At 64.6% G+C, this 16,205-nt stretch carries 16 protein-coding genes; all 16 read left to right on the top strand.

All coding sequences use genetic code 11. The features are described from left to right. Window position 1 precedes the first annotated feature (1 nt). Genes cbiD through SO058_RS08480 form a run of 16 tightly spaced genes read left to right on the top strand, consistent with a single transcriptional unit; the run spans window position 2 to window position 16,204 of the window. Window positions 2–1,135, top strand: a complete 1,134-nt coding sequence (cbiD, locus tag SO058_RS08555; protein WP_320842578.1) for a cobalt-precorrin-5B (C(1))-methyltransferase CbiD — start codon at window positions 2–4, stop codon at window positions 1,133–1,135. Then, window positions 1,132–1,821, top strand: coding sequence for a precorrin-2 C(20)-methyltransferase (gene cobI / locus SO058_RS08550; RefSeq protein WP_320842577.1), 690 nt, complete (start codon window positions 1,132–1,134; stop codon window positions 1,819–1,821). The genes cbiD and cobI overlap by 4 nt, the downstream gene beginning before the upstream one ends. Then, complete coding sequence (gene cobM / locus SO058_RS08545; RefSeq protein WP_320842576.1) at window positions 1,822–2,577, top strand: precorrin-4 C(11)-methyltransferase; 756 nt, start codon at window positions 1,822–1,824, stop codon at window positions 2,575–2,577. Then, the gene (locus SO058_RS08540; RefSeq protein WP_320842575.1) at window positions 2,574–3,587 is read left to right on the top strand and encodes a cobalt-precorrin 5A hydrolase; all 1,014 of its coding nucleotides are present in this window, start codon (window positions 2,574–2,576) and stop codon (window positions 3,585–3,587) included. Before cobM ends, SO058_RS08540 begins: the two co-directional genes overlap by 4 nt. Further along, complete coding sequence (gene hemA / locus SO058_RS08535; RefSeq protein WP_320842574.1) at window positions 3,584–4,744, top strand: glutamyl-tRNA reductase; 1,161 nt, start codon at window positions 3,584–3,586, stop codon at window positions 4,742–4,744. Before SO058_RS08540 ends, hemA begins: the two co-directional genes overlap by 4 nt. Continuing rightward, window positions 4,741–5,466: a precorrin-3B C(17)-methyltransferase gene (gene cobJ, locus SO058_RS08530; protein WP_320842573.1), complete on the top strand. Its 726-nt coding sequence runs from the start codon at window positions 4,741–4,743 to the stop codon at window positions 5,464–5,466. Before hemA ends, cobJ begins: the two co-directional genes overlap by 4 nt. Continuing rightward, window positions 5,463–6,659: a precorrin-6A reductase gene (cobK, locus tag SO058_RS08525; protein ID WP_320842572.1), complete on the top strand. Its 1,197-nt coding sequence runs from the start codon at window positions 5,463–5,465 to the stop codon at window positions 6,657–6,659. Before cobJ ends, cobK begins: the two co-directional genes overlap by 4 nt. Beyond that, entirely contained in the window at window positions 6,656–7,534 is an 879-nt protein-coding gene (hemC, locus tag SO058_RS08520) for a hydroxymethylbilane synthase (protein WP_320842571.1), read from the top strand. Before cobK ends, hemC begins: the two co-directional genes overlap by 4 nt. Further along, window positions 7,531–9,012 (top strand): uroporphyrinogen-III C-methyltransferase, encoded by a 1,482-nt coding sequence (gene cobA, locus SO058_RS08515; RefSeq protein ID WP_320842570.1) that lies wholly within the window; start codon window positions 7,531–7,533, stop codon window positions 9,010–9,012. Before hemC ends, cobA begins: the two co-directional genes overlap by 4 nt. 3 nt (window positions 9,013–9,015) lie before the next feature. Next, window positions 9,016–9,999: a porphobilinogen synthase gene (gene hemB / locus SO058_RS08510; RefSeq protein ID WP_320842569.1), complete on the top strand. Its 984-nt coding sequence runs from the start codon at window positions 9,016–9,018 to the stop codon at window positions 9,997–9,999. Next, window positions 9,999–11,282, top strand: a complete 1,284-nt coding sequence (gene hemL / locus SO058_RS08505; RefSeq protein ID WP_320842568.1) for a glutamate-1-semialdehyde 2,1-aminomutase — start codon at window positions 9,999–10,001, stop codon at window positions 11,280–11,282. Before hemB ends, hemL begins: the two co-directional genes overlap by 1 nt. Before the next feature lie 13 nt (window positions 11,283–11,295). Next, window positions 11,296–12,486: a precorrin-6Y C5,15-methyltransferase (decarboxylating) subunit CbiT gene (gene cbiT, locus SO058_RS08500; RefSeq protein WP_320842567.1), complete on the top strand. Its 1,191-nt coding sequence runs from the start codon at window positions 11,296–11,298 to the stop codon at window positions 12,484–12,486. Further along, the gene (locus SO058_RS08495) at window positions 12,476–13,837 is read left to right on the top strand and encodes a cobyrinate a,c-diamide synthase (RefSeq protein ID WP_320842566.1); all 1,362 of its coding nucleotides are present in this window, start codon (window positions 12,476–12,478) and stop codon (window positions 13,835–13,837) included. The genes cbiT and SO058_RS08495 overlap by 11 nt, the downstream gene beginning before the upstream one ends. After that, complete coding sequence (gene cobT, locus SO058_RS08490) at window positions 13,834–14,892, top strand: nicotinate-nucleotide--dimethylbenzimidazole phosphoribosyltransferase (RefSeq protein ID WP_320842565.1); 1,059 nt, start codon at window positions 13,834–13,836, stop codon at window positions 14,890–14,892. Before SO058_RS08495 ends, cobT begins: the two co-directional genes overlap by 4 nt. Before the next feature lie 11 nt (window positions 14,893–14,903). Next, the gene (locus SO058_RS08485; protein WP_320842564.1) at window positions 14,904–15,434 is read left to right on the top strand and encodes a bifunctional adenosylcobinamide kinase/adenosylcobinamide-phosphate guanylyltransferase; all 531 of its coding nucleotides are present in this window, start codon (window positions 14,904–14,906) and stop codon (window positions 15,432–15,434) included. Continuing rightward, window positions 15,431–16,204, top strand: coding sequence for an adenosylcobinamide-GDP ribazoletransferase (locus SO058_RS08480; RefSeq protein ID WP_320842563.1), 774 nt, complete (start codon window positions 15,431–15,433; stop codon window positions 16,202–16,204). The genes SO058_RS08485 and SO058_RS08480 overlap by 4 nt, the downstream gene beginning before the upstream one ends. The last annotated feature ends 1 nt before the right edge of the window (window position 16,205 follow it).

Raw genomic sequence — 16,205 nt, 5'->3', positions numbered from 1 at the left:
CATGGAACAATACACGGTGCGCGGACAAAAGGCGCTTCGCCGGGGCTTTACGACAGGCTCATGCGCGGCCGCCGCGGCGGCCGCTGCCGTGCGGTTGCTGCTGACGGGGCAAGCCCCTGCCGCCGTGTGCCTGCAAACGCCGGGCGGCGCGCTGTTGTCGCTGGACGTGGAGGATGCGCATATGGAAGCGGGAGCGGCTGTCTGCGCTGTGCGCAAGGACGCGGGCGACGACCCCGATGTGACCAATGGCATCCGCATCTTCGCATCGGTGCGCCGCGGGACGGACGGTATTCAGATCGACGGGGGAGCGGGCGTCGGCCGGGTCACACGGCCGGGGCTGGCGTGCGCGCCGGGACAGGCCGCCATTAATCCCGCGCCCAGAGAACAGATCGAAAGGGCGGTCCGCAGGGCGGCGGCGGAGTGCGGGGATACGGGCGGCTTTTCGGTGGTCATTTCCGCGGAGCGCGGCGAAGAGACCGCCAAACAGACATTCAATGAGCGCCTCGGTATCGTCGGCGGCATTTCGATTTTGGGGACGACCGGCATCGTCGAGCCGATGAGCGAGCGGGCGCTGGTCGATACCATCCACATCGAGCTGGACAGCCGCTTCGCGGCGGGCGAGCGCGATCTGCTCGCCTGTCCGGGCGCATACGGGCGGACATTTGTCCGGCAGACGCTGGGCGTTGATCTGGCGCACGCGGTCACCATCTCAAATTTTATCGGGGAAACGCTCGATTATGCGGTATTTAAAGGCTTTGCCAGCCTGCTGCTGATCGGCCACGCGGGAAAGCTGATTAAGCTTGCAGCGGGCGTGATGCAGACGCACTCGGCCTATGCGGACGCGCGGCAGGAGATACTGGCGGCGCACGCCGCGCTGTGCGGCGCGCCGCAGCAAACGGTGCAGGCGCTGATGGAAGCCGTGAGCGTGGACGCGTGCCTAGACTGTCTGGACGAGGTGGGACTGACGCGCGCCGTGCTCGAAAGCGCGGGAGAAAAAATCATGCGGCACATCGGCGCGCGCGTGCATGGCGCGCTGCGTGTGGAAACTGTTTTGTTTACCAATACGCGCGGTGAACTGTGGCGCTCGCCGGAGGCGGGCGCGCTGCTCGCGCCTTTTCAGGAGAAGACAATATGAACAAGGGAATTTTATATGGGGTCGGCGTTGGCCCGGGCGACCCCGAGCTGCTGACGCTCAAGGCTGCGCGCATCCTGCGCGAGGCCGACGTGATCGCCGTGCCGGCTACCGGCGAGGGGCGGCGCGTGGCACTGGACATTGCGGCGGCGCACGTGCAGGGAAAGCCGCTTCTGGAATGCCCGGCCCCGATGCTGCGCGATAAGCAAAAGCTCGCGGAAAATTATGACAGTGTTGCGGCCATGCTGATGTCGCTGCTGGATGAGGGGAAAACCGTTGCGTTTTTGACGCTGGGCGACCCCTCGGTCTATTCGACCTATGCCTACCTCCACCGCCGCGTGCTCGCAGGGGGATACGGCGCGTGTCTGGTGCCCGGCGTGCCGTCGTTCTGTGCGGTGGCGGCGGCGCTGGGTCGCCCGCTGTGTGAGGGGAACGAACTGCTGCATATCGTCCCGGCGTCACACGGCTTAACCGATCTGGGGCTTTCGCTGCCTGGCAATAAGGTGTTGATGAAAGCGGGCCGCGCGGCAGGCGAGGTATGCGCCAAACTTCGGCAGGCGGGCAAGCTTCAAAAAGCCGCCCTTGTGGAAAACTGCGGCATGGCAACCGAAAAGGTATATCCTGATTTAGAGCAATTCGGCGGCGAGGCGGGTTATTTCTCAGTCATCGTCGTAAAGGAGGACGGATAGATGGTACACTTTGTCGGAGCGGGGCCGGGCGCGCCCGATCTGATCACGGTGCGCGGCGCAAAGCTGCTGCGGGAGGCGGATGTGATCGTCTACGCGGGCTCGCTCGTCAACACCGCGCTGCTGCGGGACGTAAAACCGGGCTGCGAGCTGTACGACAGCGCGGAAATGACGCTCGAAGAGGTGCTGTCCGTCATGATCCCGGCGGCGCGCGCGGGAAAGGCCGTCGTGCGGCTTCATACGGGCGACCCGTGCGTGTTCGGCGCGCACCGCGAGCAAATGGACGCGCTCGATGCGGCGGGCGTTGCGTTTGAGGTCTGTCCGGGCGTGTCGTCGTTCTGCGGCGCGGCGGCGGCGCTTCACGCGGAATACACGCTGCCCGGCGTAAGCCAGACGGTCATCCTGACCCGCATGGAGGGACGCACGCCCGTGCCGGAGGCGGAACGCATAGAAGCCCTCGCCGCGCACGGCGCGAGCATGGCGGTCTTCCTGTCCGCCGGCATGCTGGACGAGCTTTCGCAGCGGCTTCTCGCGGGCGGGTACGCTCCGGATACCCCGGCGGCCATCGTGTATAAGGCGACGTGGGACGATGAGCGGGTCGTGCGGACGACCGTGTCCGACCTGGCGGAGGCCGCCCGCGCACACGGCATTTCCAAGACCGCCCTTATCACGGTCGGCGGTTTTTTGGCAGACCGGTATGAGCGTTCCAAGCTGTACGACCCGTCGTTTTCAACCGGGTTTCGCGAGGCTAGACCATGAACCACCTGAAGATCGTTTCATTCACCGAAGTGGGCCGCCGGCTCGGCGAACAGCTTGCGCGCGCCCTGTCCGATGTGCGCGCCGAGCGGTATGCGCGCGGCGCGGATGAATCCCTGCGCGGCACCTCTTTAGCGCGCTTTGCCCAGCAGGCCATGTTTGACTGCGACGGCGTGGTGTTCATCGGCGCGGCGGGCATCGCGGTGCGCACGGTCGCGCCGTATCTGCGCGGCAAAGCGGAGGACCCGGCGGTTTTGGTGATGGATGAGGCGGGCGGGTTTGTCATCCCGCTGCTTTCCGGACATCTGGGCGGCGGAAACGAGCTTGCGAAACGCATTGCGGCGGCAGTCGGCGCGATACCGGTACTGACCACGGCGACCGACGTGCGCGGCGTGTTCGCCGCAGACAGCTGGGCAAAAACGCAGGGACTGCGGGTCGCTGACCCTGCGCAGATCCAATTTGTTTCGGCGGCGCTGCTGCGCGGCGCGGCAGTCGGCCTCCAGTCTGATATCGTGGTTTTAGGCGCGCCGCCCGCGGGCGTTGTGCTGGACGGAAAAGCGGAAACCGGTATCTGGATCACCGCAAAAACCGGGCCTGCGCCGTTCGTGCATACGCTGCGGCTGCTCCCGCGCGTGATCATCGCGGGGATGGGCTGCCGCCGGGGAAAAACGCAGGCCACGCTGGAAGCCGCGCTTCAAAATGCATGCGCCGCCGCGGGCATCGACCCGCGGGCGCTTGCAGCGGTCGCGTCGGTCGATCGGAAAGCGGACGAGCCCGGACTCATAACGCTTGCCGCTTCACGCGGTGTGCCGTTTTTGACCTTTTCCGCCGAGACGCTCCGCGCGGTGCCGGGCATATTTTCATCTTCCGGGTTTGCGCGGGAGACCGTCGGCGTGGACAACGTCTGCGAGCGGGCGGCAGTGGCCGCGGGCGGAAAGCTGATCTGCCGCAAGACCGTGTGGGACGGGGTGACCGTCGCGCTCGCGGAGCGGCCAATGGAGGTATCGTTTTGAACATCTGCATGAGCGGCGTCGATTATGTCTGCGCCGATATCGCGCGGCGGGAAAAGCTGAGCTTTGTCCCCTCGCAGACTGCCGCGGTGCTTGGGCGCGTGCGGCGTGCGCCCGGCGTGATAGGGGCGGTGCTGCTGTCAACCTGCAACCGCACGGAGCTGTATCTCAGTCTGGCGGATGGTGCGACTGCCGATCCGGCGGCGCTCCTGTGCGATGCGGCGGATGTACCGCTTCCCGCAATGGAGGACGTGCTGCAAACGCGGACGGGAGATGAGGCCGCAAGGCATTTGGCCGAGGTCGCCTGCGGCCTCCGGTCGCAGATATTGGGCGAGGATCAAATTGTCACGCAGGTCGGGCGCGCCGCAGCGATCGCGCGGGAGACGGGCGCGATTGACTCGACGCTTGAGACACTGTTTCGAGGTGCAGTCACGGCGGGGAAACGCGTGCGCACCGAAACCACATGGGCGGCGGTGCCGCGCTCGGCGGCGGCGCGCGCGGTCGCACTGGCGGAACAAACGCTGGGACCGCTTAACAAAACGCGGTGCGTGGTGATCGGCAACGGCGAAATGGGCAGGCTGGCGAGCGACCTGCTGGTTTCACGCGGCGCGGACGTGACCGTGACACTGCGCTCCTACCGCCACGGCGAAACGCTTGTGCCGCGCGGCTGCAAGACCGTCCCGTATGATGACCGGCTGTCTCTGCTCAGCGGGTGCGGCCTGGTCATCAGCGCGACAGCCAGCCCGCATTATACGCTGACGCGGCAGCAGCTTGCCGCGCTTGCGGAAGCGCCCCAGCTGGTGATCGACCTCGCGCTGCCACGCGACGTCGAGCCTGCGGCGTCCAAGGTGACTGACGTGCGCAATATGGACGACTTGGGCGCGTTTTCAGATGAAAACGAAGAGGCCCGTGCCCGCGCCGCACAGATCGTGGAGGAACAGCTCGCGCGGTTCGCGCAGTGGGCGGGCTACCGCGAGGCGCTTCCGCTCATCGAGCAGCTCAAGGAGGCGGTCTGCGCCCGCCTGCCCGGAAACGAGGAAGAGACGCGCGAGACCGTGGAAAGGACGGTCGACCTTGTGCTGGGCGGCCTCAAAGGGGCGGTGACGCCGGAAACGCTCAAAGCGTGTGTGGACAAAATCAGGGAAAGGAGCCGCGTATGAAGCTATATGTGGTCGGCATCGGACCGGGCGGCCCGGAGCAGATGACCGGGCGCGCTTTGCGCGCAATAGAAACGTGCGACTGCGTGGCGGGCTATCCGCTTTACCTTTCGCTGATCGAGCCGCTGCTGGAGGGAAAGGCACGCATCGAAACCGCGATGAAGCAAGAGGTTTTGCGGTGCGAAGCCGCGCGTGACGCGGCGCTTTCCGGCAAAACGGTCGCCATGGTGTCCTCGGGCGACGCGGGGGTATACGGCATGGCCGGGCTGATGCACGAGGTCTGCGGCGCGTATCCGGAAATTGAGATCGAAGTCGTGCCCGGCGTGACCGCCGCGACCGCGGGAGCGGCCGTGCTCGGCGCGCCGCTGACGCATGATTTCGCGGTGATCTCGCTTTCCGATCTGCTCACTCCGTGGGAGGTCATCGAAAAACGCCTACGGTGTGCGGCGGAGGCTGATTTCGTCCTATGCCTATATAATCCGGCGAGCAAAAAGCGCGCGGACTATCTCCGCCGCGCGTGCGGAATCGTGCGCGCGTTCCGCGCGGACGAGACCCCCTGCGGCCTTGTGCGGAACATCGGCCGCGCGGGGGAGACGGGTGAGATCCTGACGCTCGTTGATTTGCAGGATACCCCCGCCGATATGACGACGACCGTGTTCATCGGCTCGAGCCGGACCCGCGTGGTGAACGGGCGGCTGGTTACACCGCGGGGGTATGCGGTATGAACGTGATCCTGTTTGCGGGAACGAGCGAGGGGCGTGCGCTGGCAGAATTTTTGGCGGAACACGGACAAAAGGCGACTGTGTGCGTCGCCACGGAATACGGCGAGGCCGTACTGCCCACATTGCCGGGCGTAGGCGTGCGCCGTGGACGGCTTTCCGAAGCGCAGATGGAGGAATTATTCTCGGCGGGCGATCTGGTGATCGACGCGACCCATCCCTATGCCGCGGAGGTGACGGAAAATGTGCGCGCGGCGTGTGCACGGACGGACGCGCAGTATATTCGGCTGTGCCGCCCGCGCGCCGCATACGGCGCGGACGTGATCGAGGTGCCGGATGCGCAGGCCGCCGCTGCATATCTGGATGGCACGACCGGTGCGGCGCTGTTGACGACCGGCAGTAAGGACCTCGCGGCATTCACCCATGTGCGCCGGTTTGCCGAGCGGCTGTGGCCGCGGGTGCTGCCGAGCGGAGAGGCGATCGGCAAATGCGTTTCGCTGGGCTTTCCGGCGGCGCATATCATCGCGATGCAGGGGCCGTTTTCACGCGGGCTGAACGCCGCGCTGCTGCGGCAAACGCAGGCGAAATTTCTGGTGACCAAGGATTCCGGCGCGCCGGGCGGCCTTGAGGAAAAGCTGCTTGCCGCGCGTGACGCGGGCGCAGCCGTGGTGCTGATTGCGCGCCCGCAGGAGGAAGCCGGCATGACGCTGCCGCAGGTCAAAGCGTGGCTGGTGGAGCGGCTCGGATTACAAGAGCCGCCGCAAAACGCACGGTTCCCGCTGTTCGTTTCGCTTTTGGGCAAAAAATGCGTCGTATTCGGCGCGGGACAGGTCGCCGCGCGCCGCGCCTCGGTACTGCGGCGGTTCGGCGCGGAGGTGACTGTGACCGCGCCCGCATCGCGGGAAATACCGGCCGATATTTTGCGCGGCTACGAGAAAAGCGATCTTTCGGGCGTTTTTCTGGCAGTCGCGGCGACGGACGACCGCGCGGTCAACGCGCGTATCGCGGCTGACTGTACGGCGGCGGGCATCCTGTGCAGCGTGTGCGACAGCCCGGAGGAGTCGACGTTCTTTTTTCCCGCAGTCTGTGAGGGCGGAGGGCTTGTCGCGGGCGTGGTGTCGGACGGCGGCCGGCATGCGGCAGTGGCTCGCGCGGCGGAGCGCATCCGCGCGTTACTGAGAGAGGAGGGCGACGTATGAGCCGGACCATAAAAATTGGCAGCCGGGACAGCCGGCTCGCCGTCATCCAGGCGGAAAGCGTGATGGACGCGCTGCGGCAGACGGGGATAACGCCTGAACTTGTCCCCATGAAAACCACGGGCGACAAAATACTCGACCGCACGCTCGACCAGATCGGCGGCAAGGGGCTGTTCGTCAAGGAACTGGACGCCGCGCTGCGGGACGGCCGCGCGGATTTCACCGTGCACAGCCTGAAGGACATGCCGATGGAAACGCCGGACGATCTGCCGCTTGTCGCGGTGTCGCGCCGCGCGGACGCGCGGGACGTGCTCGTACTGCCCACGGGTGTAGATTCGCTCGATCTTCAAAAGCCGATCGGCTGTTCGAGCGCGCGGCGGCGCATCCAGCTTGCGTGGCTGTACCCGCAGGCGCGGATCGAGTCTGTGCGCGGCAATGTGCAGACCCGCCTGCGCAAGCTGGATGAGGGACAGTACGGCGCGCTGGTGCTCGCGGCTGCGGGGCTTTCACGGCTGGGGCTGACGCAACGCATCAGCCGCTATTTTACGGTGGAGGAAATGCTGCCCGCAGCGGGGCAGGCGATCATCGCGGTGCAGGCACGGAAAGGCACGGACACAACCTGCCTTGCGGGCTATCACGATGAGGAAGCCTGGGTCTGCATGCTGGCCGAGCGCGCGTTTGTGCGCGCGCTGGACGGCGGCTGTTCGTCGCCCGTGGCGGCTTATGCCGAACTGTGGGGCGGGACGCTGCGTCTGCGCGGCATGTATGTGAGCGCGGATGAGGCTGTCGTCCGCTTCGGTGAGGCCGAGGGCGCGGCGATGGAGGCGGAAACGCTGGGGAAAACGCTGGCCACACGTCTGAAAGAGGGAACGGAATGAACGGAAAAGTCATATTGGTCGGCGCGGGGCCGGGCGGGCGCGGGCTGCTCACGCTGCGCGGCGCGCAGGCACTACAAAGCGCCGGCGTGGTTGTCTATGACCGGCTGGTCGGCACGGACATCCTGTCGCTCATTCCGGACGGCGCCGAGCGGATTGACGTAGGCAAGCAGGCGAGCCGCCATCCGGTGCCGCAGGACGAGATCAACCGGATTCTGGCGAGCAAAGCGCGAGAGGGAAAAACGGTCGTGCGGCTCAAGGGAGGCGACTGCTTCCTGTTTGGCCGCGGCGGTGAGGAATGCGAATACCTGCGGGAAAACGGCGTTTCGTTCGAGGTCGTGCCCGGTGTCACATCGGCGCTCGCCGCGCCCGCGTTCGCGGGCATCCCGGTGACGCATAGGGAGTATGCCTCGTCGGTGCATATTGTGACCGCGCACGCCAAAATGGGTGGGGAGCTGCACATTGACTTCGAAAGCCTCGTTCGGCTTGGCGGCACCATTGTTTTCCTGATGGGCGTGTCCGCGCTCGGTTTGCTGATGGACGGCCTGCTTTCCGCGGGGGTGCCGCCGGAAACGCCTGCCGCGGTCATTGAAAACGGCGCGCGGCCAAACCAGCGTAAGCTGACGGCGACGGTTGGGACGCTCACGCAGCGGGCAGGGGAAATGGGGCTGCAAAGTCCGGCGGTCATCGTAGTGGGCGCGGTCTGCGCCCTGTCCGAAACGCTCGACTGGTTTTCCGCGCTGCCGCTCGCAGGCCGCCGTATCGTCGTCACGCGGCCAAAAACCCGCGCAGGCACATTATCCGCGCGGCTTTCCGCGCTGGGCGCGGAGGTGATCGAGTATCCCTGCATCGAAACGGTGGAAACGCCCGTTTCATCGCTGCCGGACGACCTTTCAGCCTATTCCTGGGCGGTATTCACCAGCCCGGCGGGCGTGCCCGCCGCCCTGCATGCGCTCGAAGCGCGGGACAAGGATTTTCGCGCGCTATACGGCTGCCGCTTTGCCTGCATCGGCGCGGGTACGGCAAAAGAGCTTGCGAAATACGGCATCCGCGCCGATTTTGTCCCGGAGCAATACGACGCGGCGCATCTCGCCGCGGGTCTTTGCGAACGGGCAGCGCCGGAAGATCGTGTGCTGCTTCTGCGTGCGAGAGACGCTTCGCCCGAACTGCCGGACGCACTTCGCCGCCGGAATATTGCGTTTACTGACGCGGCGGTGTACCGCACCGCGTACCGCAGCGGGCAAAGCGAAACGCTCTCGGCGCAGATCAACAGGGGGCGGGTCGATATGGCCGCTTTTACCAGCGCTTCCACCGTGCGCGGGTTCACCGCTTCGCTGCGAAATGCGGATATGACGCGCTTCACCGCCGTCTGCATCGGGGAAGCGACCGCCCGCGAGGCCCGAAAGCATCATATGAGGGTGAAAACGGCGAAAAACGCCACGATAGACGAGATGATCGCTTGTATGTTAGAGGAGATGTAGACAATGGAACAATCCATCCGCCCGCGCCGTCTGCGCAGGACAGCCAGCCTGCGCAAAATGGTGCGCGAAACGCGCCTGTCCCCCGAAAGCCTGATCTGGCCGGTTTTCGTGCGCGAAGGCACGCATATTTACGAAGAGATCCTGTCGCTGCCGGGGCAGTACCATTACAGCCCGGACGAGCTGCACCGCGCGGTGCGGCGCGCCAAAGAGAGCGGCGTGTCCAAAATGATTTTGTTCGGCCTGCCCGCGCGCAAGGATGAAGTGGGTACGGGTGCATGGGCCGAGGACGGCGTCGTGCAGCAGGGCATCCGGGCGATCAAAGCGGCCGACCCTGATTTTTATGTCGTTACCGACGTGTGCATGTGCGAATATACGTCGCACGGACATTGCGGGATTTTGTGCGGCCACGAGGTCGACAACGACAAAACGCTCGAGGTGCTTGCCAAGACCGCGCTGAGTCATGCGCGCGCGGGGGCGGACATGGTCGCGCCGAGCGACATGATGGACGGCCGTGTGGAAGCCATCCGCGAAGCGCTGGATGAAGCGGGCTTTACGAATGTCCCGATCATGTCCTACGCCGCCAAATACGCTTCGTTTTTCTATGGCCCGTTCCGCGATGCGGCTGGCTCCGCGCCGTCGTTCGGCGACCGGAGATCCTACCAGATGGACTGGCACAACGGCCGGGAGGCCATGCGCGAGTGCGCGCTCGACGTGCTGGAGGGCGCGGATATCCTGATGGTCAAGCCCGCCATGAGCTATCTCGACCTGATCTATCAGGCGCGGCAGCGGTTCGACCTGCCGGTCGCAGCCTACTCGGTGTCGGGCGAATACGCGATGATCAAAGCCGCGGCGCAGGCCGGGCTGATCGATGAATATGGCGTGATGTGTGAAAGCGCGGTGGGCGTGTTCCGCGCGGGCGCGGACATCCTCATCACCTATTTCGCGCCCGAGCTCGCGCAGGCTATTCAAAAGGGGGATATCGGCTGATGACGCATTCGGAAATGCTGTTCGAGCGCGCAAAAAAGGTGCTGCCCGGCGGGGTCAATTCGCCGGTGCGCGCGTTTCGCGCGGTCGGCGGCCAGCCGCGATTCATCCAGAAAGGCCTCGGCAGTCACATTCTCGACGCGGACGGGCTGGAATACATCGATTATGTCGGCTCATGGGGGCCGATGGTGCTCGGACACAGCCACCCGGATATCCTGAAAGCGGTGTACGACCGCATGGTAAACGGCCTGTCGTTCGGCGCGCCGACCGCTCTGGAGGTCGAGATGGCGGAAAAGATGGTTTCCATGGTGCCGCATATCGAAATGGTGCGCATGGTAAATTCGGGCACTGAGGCGGTCATGAGCGCGGTGCGCCTGGCGCGCGGCGCGACCGGACGGGATAAGCTCATCAAATTTGAGGGCTGCTATCATGGACATTCGGATGCGATGCTGGTCGGTGCGGGCAGCGGTGCGCTGACGCAGGGCACCCCCGATTCCAGAGGCGTGACTGCGGGCGCGGCGCAGGATACGCTGATCGCGCAGTATAACGACCTCTCGTCGGTCGAGCGGCTGTTCGACGCAAATCCGGGGCAGGTCGCGGCGGTGATCGTCGAGCCGGTTGCGGCGAATATGGGCGTGGTGCAGCCGAGGGACGACTTTCTGCAGGGGCTCCGTACCTTGTGCGACAAACACGGCGCCCTGCTGATCTTTGACGAGGTCATCACCGGCTTTCGCCTTGCGGCAGGCGGCGCGCAGGAATATTTCGGTGTGCGCGCTGATCTCGTGACGTTTGGCAAGATCATCGGCGGCGGGATGCCGGTCGGCGCATATGCGGGAGGACGCGCGCTGATGGAGCAGGTAGCGCCGTGCGGTCCGGTCTATCAGGCGGGCACGCTGTCGGGCAACCCGGTCGCGATGGCGGCGGGACTGGCGCAATTACAGATCCTCACCGACCATTCCGAATGCTATGAGGTGATGGAACGCTCGGCGGGGCTTCTTGCGGACGGCCTGCGCCAAAGCGCACAGAAGCACGGTATATCCCTGCAGGTGAACCAAGTGGGTTCCCTGCTTTGCCCGTATTTTACGGAAGCGCCGGTGGACTGCTTTGCTGCGGCAAAAACCGCGGATACGAAACAATACGCAAAGTATTTTAATGGAATGTTATCGCGAGGCGTATATCTTGCGCCCTCGCAGTTTGAGGCGATGTTCGTGTCGAGCGCGCACACAGGGCAGGATCTGGCGTTCACCATGCAGGCAGTGGAGGAAACGCTGCAAACGATGGCGTAAAAGGAGGCGGAACATGAACCGGCGGTTTTTTATCATCGGTGCAGGGCTGGGCACGGCGGACACGCTGACCGCCGAAGCCGCGCGCGAAGTCGCGCGCGCGGATACCGTGATCGCGACCGAAAGGCTTTCCGGCCTGCGGGCGGATACGGTGGTCTCGCCCGCCGGGGAACTGGCGGAGCGGGCGCTCGCTTCCACGGGTACGGCCGCCGTTTTGGTTTCGGGCGACGTGGGCTTTTTCAGCGCCGCGCCCGCACTTCGCGAACGGCTTGCGCCGTATGGCGAGGTGGTCTGTCTGCCCGGCGTCAGCAGTATGCAGGCATTTTGCGCGGCGCTCGGCGTTTCATATGATGATGCGTTCCTGTGCAGTCTGCATGGCCGTGCGGGCAGTCTGCTGGGCCCGGTCAGCTACCATAAAAAGGTGTTTGCGCTGACCGGCGGCAGCCGGCGGGCGAACGATCTGTGCAGGGAGCTGGCGGACGCGGGTTTGGGCGGCGTTACGGTCCATTTGGGAGAGAATCTAGGCACGGCGGATGCGCGGATCGAAACGGGCACGGCTGCGTCGCTTGCGGCAAAGCCGTGCGGACAGCTGGCTGTGCTGCTCGTAGAGCATCCGCAGGCGCGGAACGCAGACGAGCCGGTGCGCGACAGCATGCTGACGCGCGGCAAAACGCCGATGACCAAGGAGGAGGTGCGCTGGGTATCGTGCGCCAAGCTCGCCGTGCGCCCAGACGACACGGTCTGGGACGTGGGCGCGGGCACGGGCTCGGTCTCGCTCGAATTGGCACGCAGAGCGCGCTGCGGCATGGTTTACGCGGTTGAGCGCGGCGAGGAGGCGCTTGCCTTGCTCGCGGAAAACCGCAAATTGCTCGGCGGCTATAATGTGTGTCTGGTGCCCGGCAGCGCACCCGAGACGCTCCACTCGCTGCCCGCGCCCGACCGGGTGTTTATCGGCGGCAGCGGCGGGCAGGTGCGCGATATCCTGCGCATTGCCAAAGAAAAAAATCCGGGCGTGCGGGTCGTCGTGAACGCGGTCACGCTTGAGACCGTGCAGCAGACGATGGACGCACTTCGCGGACTTCTCTTTTCCAAGATAGAGGTAGTGCAGCTCGCCGCTTCACGCGGCCGGGAGACCGGCGCGTATACGATGCTGACGGCGCAGAATCCGGTGTTCATTATGAGCGGAGGCGGCGGGGATGACATGTAAACTGCCCCGCCTGATGATCGCGGGCACGCATTCGGGCTGCGGCAAGACTACGGTGACAAGCGCGGTCTTACAGGAACTGGTCGAGCGGGGGACGGTGCCCGCCGCGTTCAAGTGCGGGCCGGATTTCATCGACCCAATGTTTCATACCGAGGTGATCGGCGCGCCCTCTCGAAACCTCGACCTGTTCCTGTGCGATGGGGATACGGTCCGGTATCTGCTGGCAAAGCACGCAGAAAACGCGCCGCTCGCCGTGATGGAAGGCGTGATGGGCTATTATGACGGCGTGGCGGGCACGACCGCCCGCGCCTCCTCGTGCGATCTTGCCGTGGAGACAGGAACGCCCACTGTGCTGGTATTGCAGGTCAAGGGAATGTCGCTTTCCGCCGCCGCCGCTTTGCGCGGATTTCTCGATTTCGCGCCGAACACCATGCAGGGCGTCATTTTAAACGGCGTTTCGGGCGGTATGTATGGATTTTACCGAGAGATCATCGAACAAAATACCGGGCTGCGCGTTTATGGCTATTTGCCGCAGGACGACGCGGCAGCGATCAGCAGCCGCCATCTCGGGCTCATCACCGCGGCAGAGGTTCGGGATCTGCGCGGACGGCTACGCCGGCTGGCGGAGCTGGCCGCGCAGTGCATCGATCTGGAGGGTCTTCAGTCGCTCGCGCAAAGCGCGCCGCCGCTTTGCTGGAAGCCGGCCAAGCGAACGCAGGCTTCGGGCGAGCCTGCCCGCATCGGCGTTGCGCGCGACCGGGCGTTTTGCTTTTATTATGAGGATAATTTTGACCTGCTGCGCAGTCTGGGCGCGGAGCTTGTGCCATTTTCGCCGCTCAAAGACACGACGCTTCCCGATGGGCTTGACGGCCTATATCTCGGCGGCGGCTATCCGGAGCTGTACGCCGGGGAGCTTGAGGCTAACCGGACGATGCGCGAAAGCATCCGCGCCGCCGTGCAGGGCGGAATGCCGACGCTTGCCGAATGCGGCGGGTTCCTATATCTGCATGAACGGCTGGAGGGGCACGAAATGGCGGGCGCGCTGCCGCTTTCCGCGAAAATGGAGAAGAAGCTGCACCATTTTGGCTATGTCACATTGACTGCCGCACGCGATTCGCTGCTTTGCCCCAAGGGCGAGAGCATCCGTGCGCACGAGTTCCACTATGCCGCATCATCGGACGCGGGATGCGCCTGCATGGCGCAAAAGCCGCTTCAAAACCGCGCATGGCCCTGCGTGCACGCGTCTGACGCGCTGTTCGCGGGCTTCCCGCACCTGCATTTTTACGCCGATCCGGCAGTTGCTGCGCGGTTTGTCTCGCGGTGCGCGCACTATCGAAAGGAGAATGCCAAATGACCATCGAGCAGGCGATTGCCGCCATCCGTCCGGCGGACAGCCGGGCCATGCACGAGGCACAGCGGCGGCTGGACGGCATGGCCAAGCCGCTCGGCAGCCTAGGGCTGCTGGAAAAGGCGATTATCCGTCTCGCGGGCGCGCAGCGAACGGCTGATGTGCACATCGAGCGGCGTGCCGTCGCCGTGTTTTGCGCAGACAACGGCGTGGTCGCGCAGGGTGTAACGCAGACCGGGCAGGAGGTCACCGCGATCGTGACGGAAAATCTGTCGAAAGGCGATACCACGGTCTGCCGCATGGCGCGGCGGGCGGACGTGGATGTGATCCCGGTCGATATCGGGGTGGCGCGTCCGGTCGCGGGGGAAAATATTGTGCAGCGGAACGTGCGGCGCGGCACGGCGGATTTTACCGTGGAACCAGCGATGACACGTGAGGAATGTGTGCGTGCAGTAGAGGTTGGGATCGCGCTGGCGGAGGAGTGCAAAGCCTGGGGCTATGAATTGCTGGCCGCCGGCGAAATGGGCATTGGCAACACGACAACGAGCGCGGCGGTCGCCGCGGTTTTGCTGGAAAAAACGCCGGAGGAGGTCGCGGGACGCGGCGCAGGACTTTCGACAAAAGGACTGCAAAACAAAGTGGATTCCATTAAAAAGGCGATTTTTTTGCACCGACCGAGTAAAAATGACCCGCTGGACGTGATTGAAAAGGTCGGCGGGCTGGACATCGCGGGCATGGTCGGTCTGCATCTGGGCGGCGCGGCCTGCGGTCTGCCCGTGATGCTGGATGGATTTATTTCGGCGGTCGCCGCGCTTGCGGCGGTGCGGCTTTGCCCGGGCGTGCAGCCCTATCTGCTCGCGTCGCACGTGTCGGCCGAGCCCGCCGCAAGACTGGTGCTGGACACGCTTGGCGAAAAGCCGCTCATTTGCGCGGGGCTGCGGCTGGGCGAGGGCACGGGCGCGGTCGCGGGCATTACGCTTTTGGATTTGGCGCTCGCGGCTTACCGGGAAATGGTCTCATTTGCCGATACCGGCATTGAAGCCTATACACCGCAGACCTGAGGAGGAAAGCTATGCTGATCGTATTGTCGGGCGGCGCAGCGTCAGGCAAGTCGGCGCATGCGGAACGCATTTTGTGCAGCCATGTCCGGGAAGCGCGTCTTTATCTCGCCACGATGGAGCCTTACGGGGCGGATGCCGCCGCGCGTATCGCGCGGCACCGGGCGTTTCGCGCGGGCAAAGGCTTTGAAACGGAAGAATGTTTTCGCGGTCTGGCGGGGCTTGCTTTGCCGAAGCGCTATGATGGTATTTTGCTGGAGGACTTGGGCAATCTGCTCGCAAACGAGCTGTTTGCGCCGTATGCCGCGGCAGAGCGGGCGTTTGACAGCATCCTTGCAGGGATTACGCATCTGCAAACATGCTGTGAAACGCTGGTTGTCGTGACGAACGAGGTGTTTTCGGACGGTTTGCCCTATGACGCGGAGACGGTAGGCTATATCCGAACGCTTGCGCGCCTGAACGCGGCGCTTGCCATGCGTGCGGACGCCGCTGCGGAGTCGGTATGCGGCATTCTTGTGCCGGCGAAAGGAGGGGAACTGCTTTGAAAACCTTATGGTCCGGGCTTTGCGTGGCGGTTTCGCTCTATTCCAAGCTGCCCGCGCCCAAAACCGAATGGGACGACCGCACCATGCGCTATGCGCTCGGGTTCCTGCCGCTGATCGGCGCGGCCATCGGTGCGCTATCGTGGGGCTGGCTCGTGCTGGCGCGGCGGCTCACGCTCGTTCCCGCGCTTTATGGCGCGGTTGCCGTGCTGCTGCCCATCCTTGTCAGCGGCGGGATCCATCTGGACGGTTTTCTCGATACCTGCGACGCGAGGTGCTCGTATGCAGACCGGGAAAAGCGCCTGAAAATACTGGAAGACCCACATGTGGGCGCGTTCGCCGTGGTGCATCTTGTGGGGCTGCTGGTGCTGTGCTTTGGCCTATTCTGCCAGCTTTATCAAGCGCCGCGGGCGGTTTTGCCCTTGGCGCTTGGTTATCCGCTCGCGCGCACGATAGGCGGGCTTGCGATCGTGACCATTCCCTGTGCGAAAGAATCCGGCCTTGCTCGGACATTCGCCGACGCGAGCGACCGGCGCGGCGTTGCGGCGGTGCTGCTGATGCAGGCCGCGCTCTGTCTGCTGCTGATCTTGTGGTGGGATTGGCGATTTGGCATGGTATCTGCAATACTCGGCGGTGGGCTGCTATGGTGGCACCGGCGGCTGTGTCTGCGAGATTTCGGCGGCGTGACCGGCGATCTGGCCGGCTATGTGATCACATTGGGCGAAACGCTGATGCTGGCGCTTTGCGTGCTGTATGGACTAATTGTGAGGTGAA

This window comes from Agathobaculum sp., from assembly GCF_034098985.1.
In the GTDB taxonomy this organism is placed as follows: domain Bacteria; phylum Bacillota; class Clostridia; order Oscillospirales; family Butyricicoccaceae; genus Agathobaculum.
The sequence above is the reverse complement of the archived record's forward strand: the minus strand, read 5'-3'. Positions and strand labels throughout refer to the sequence as shown.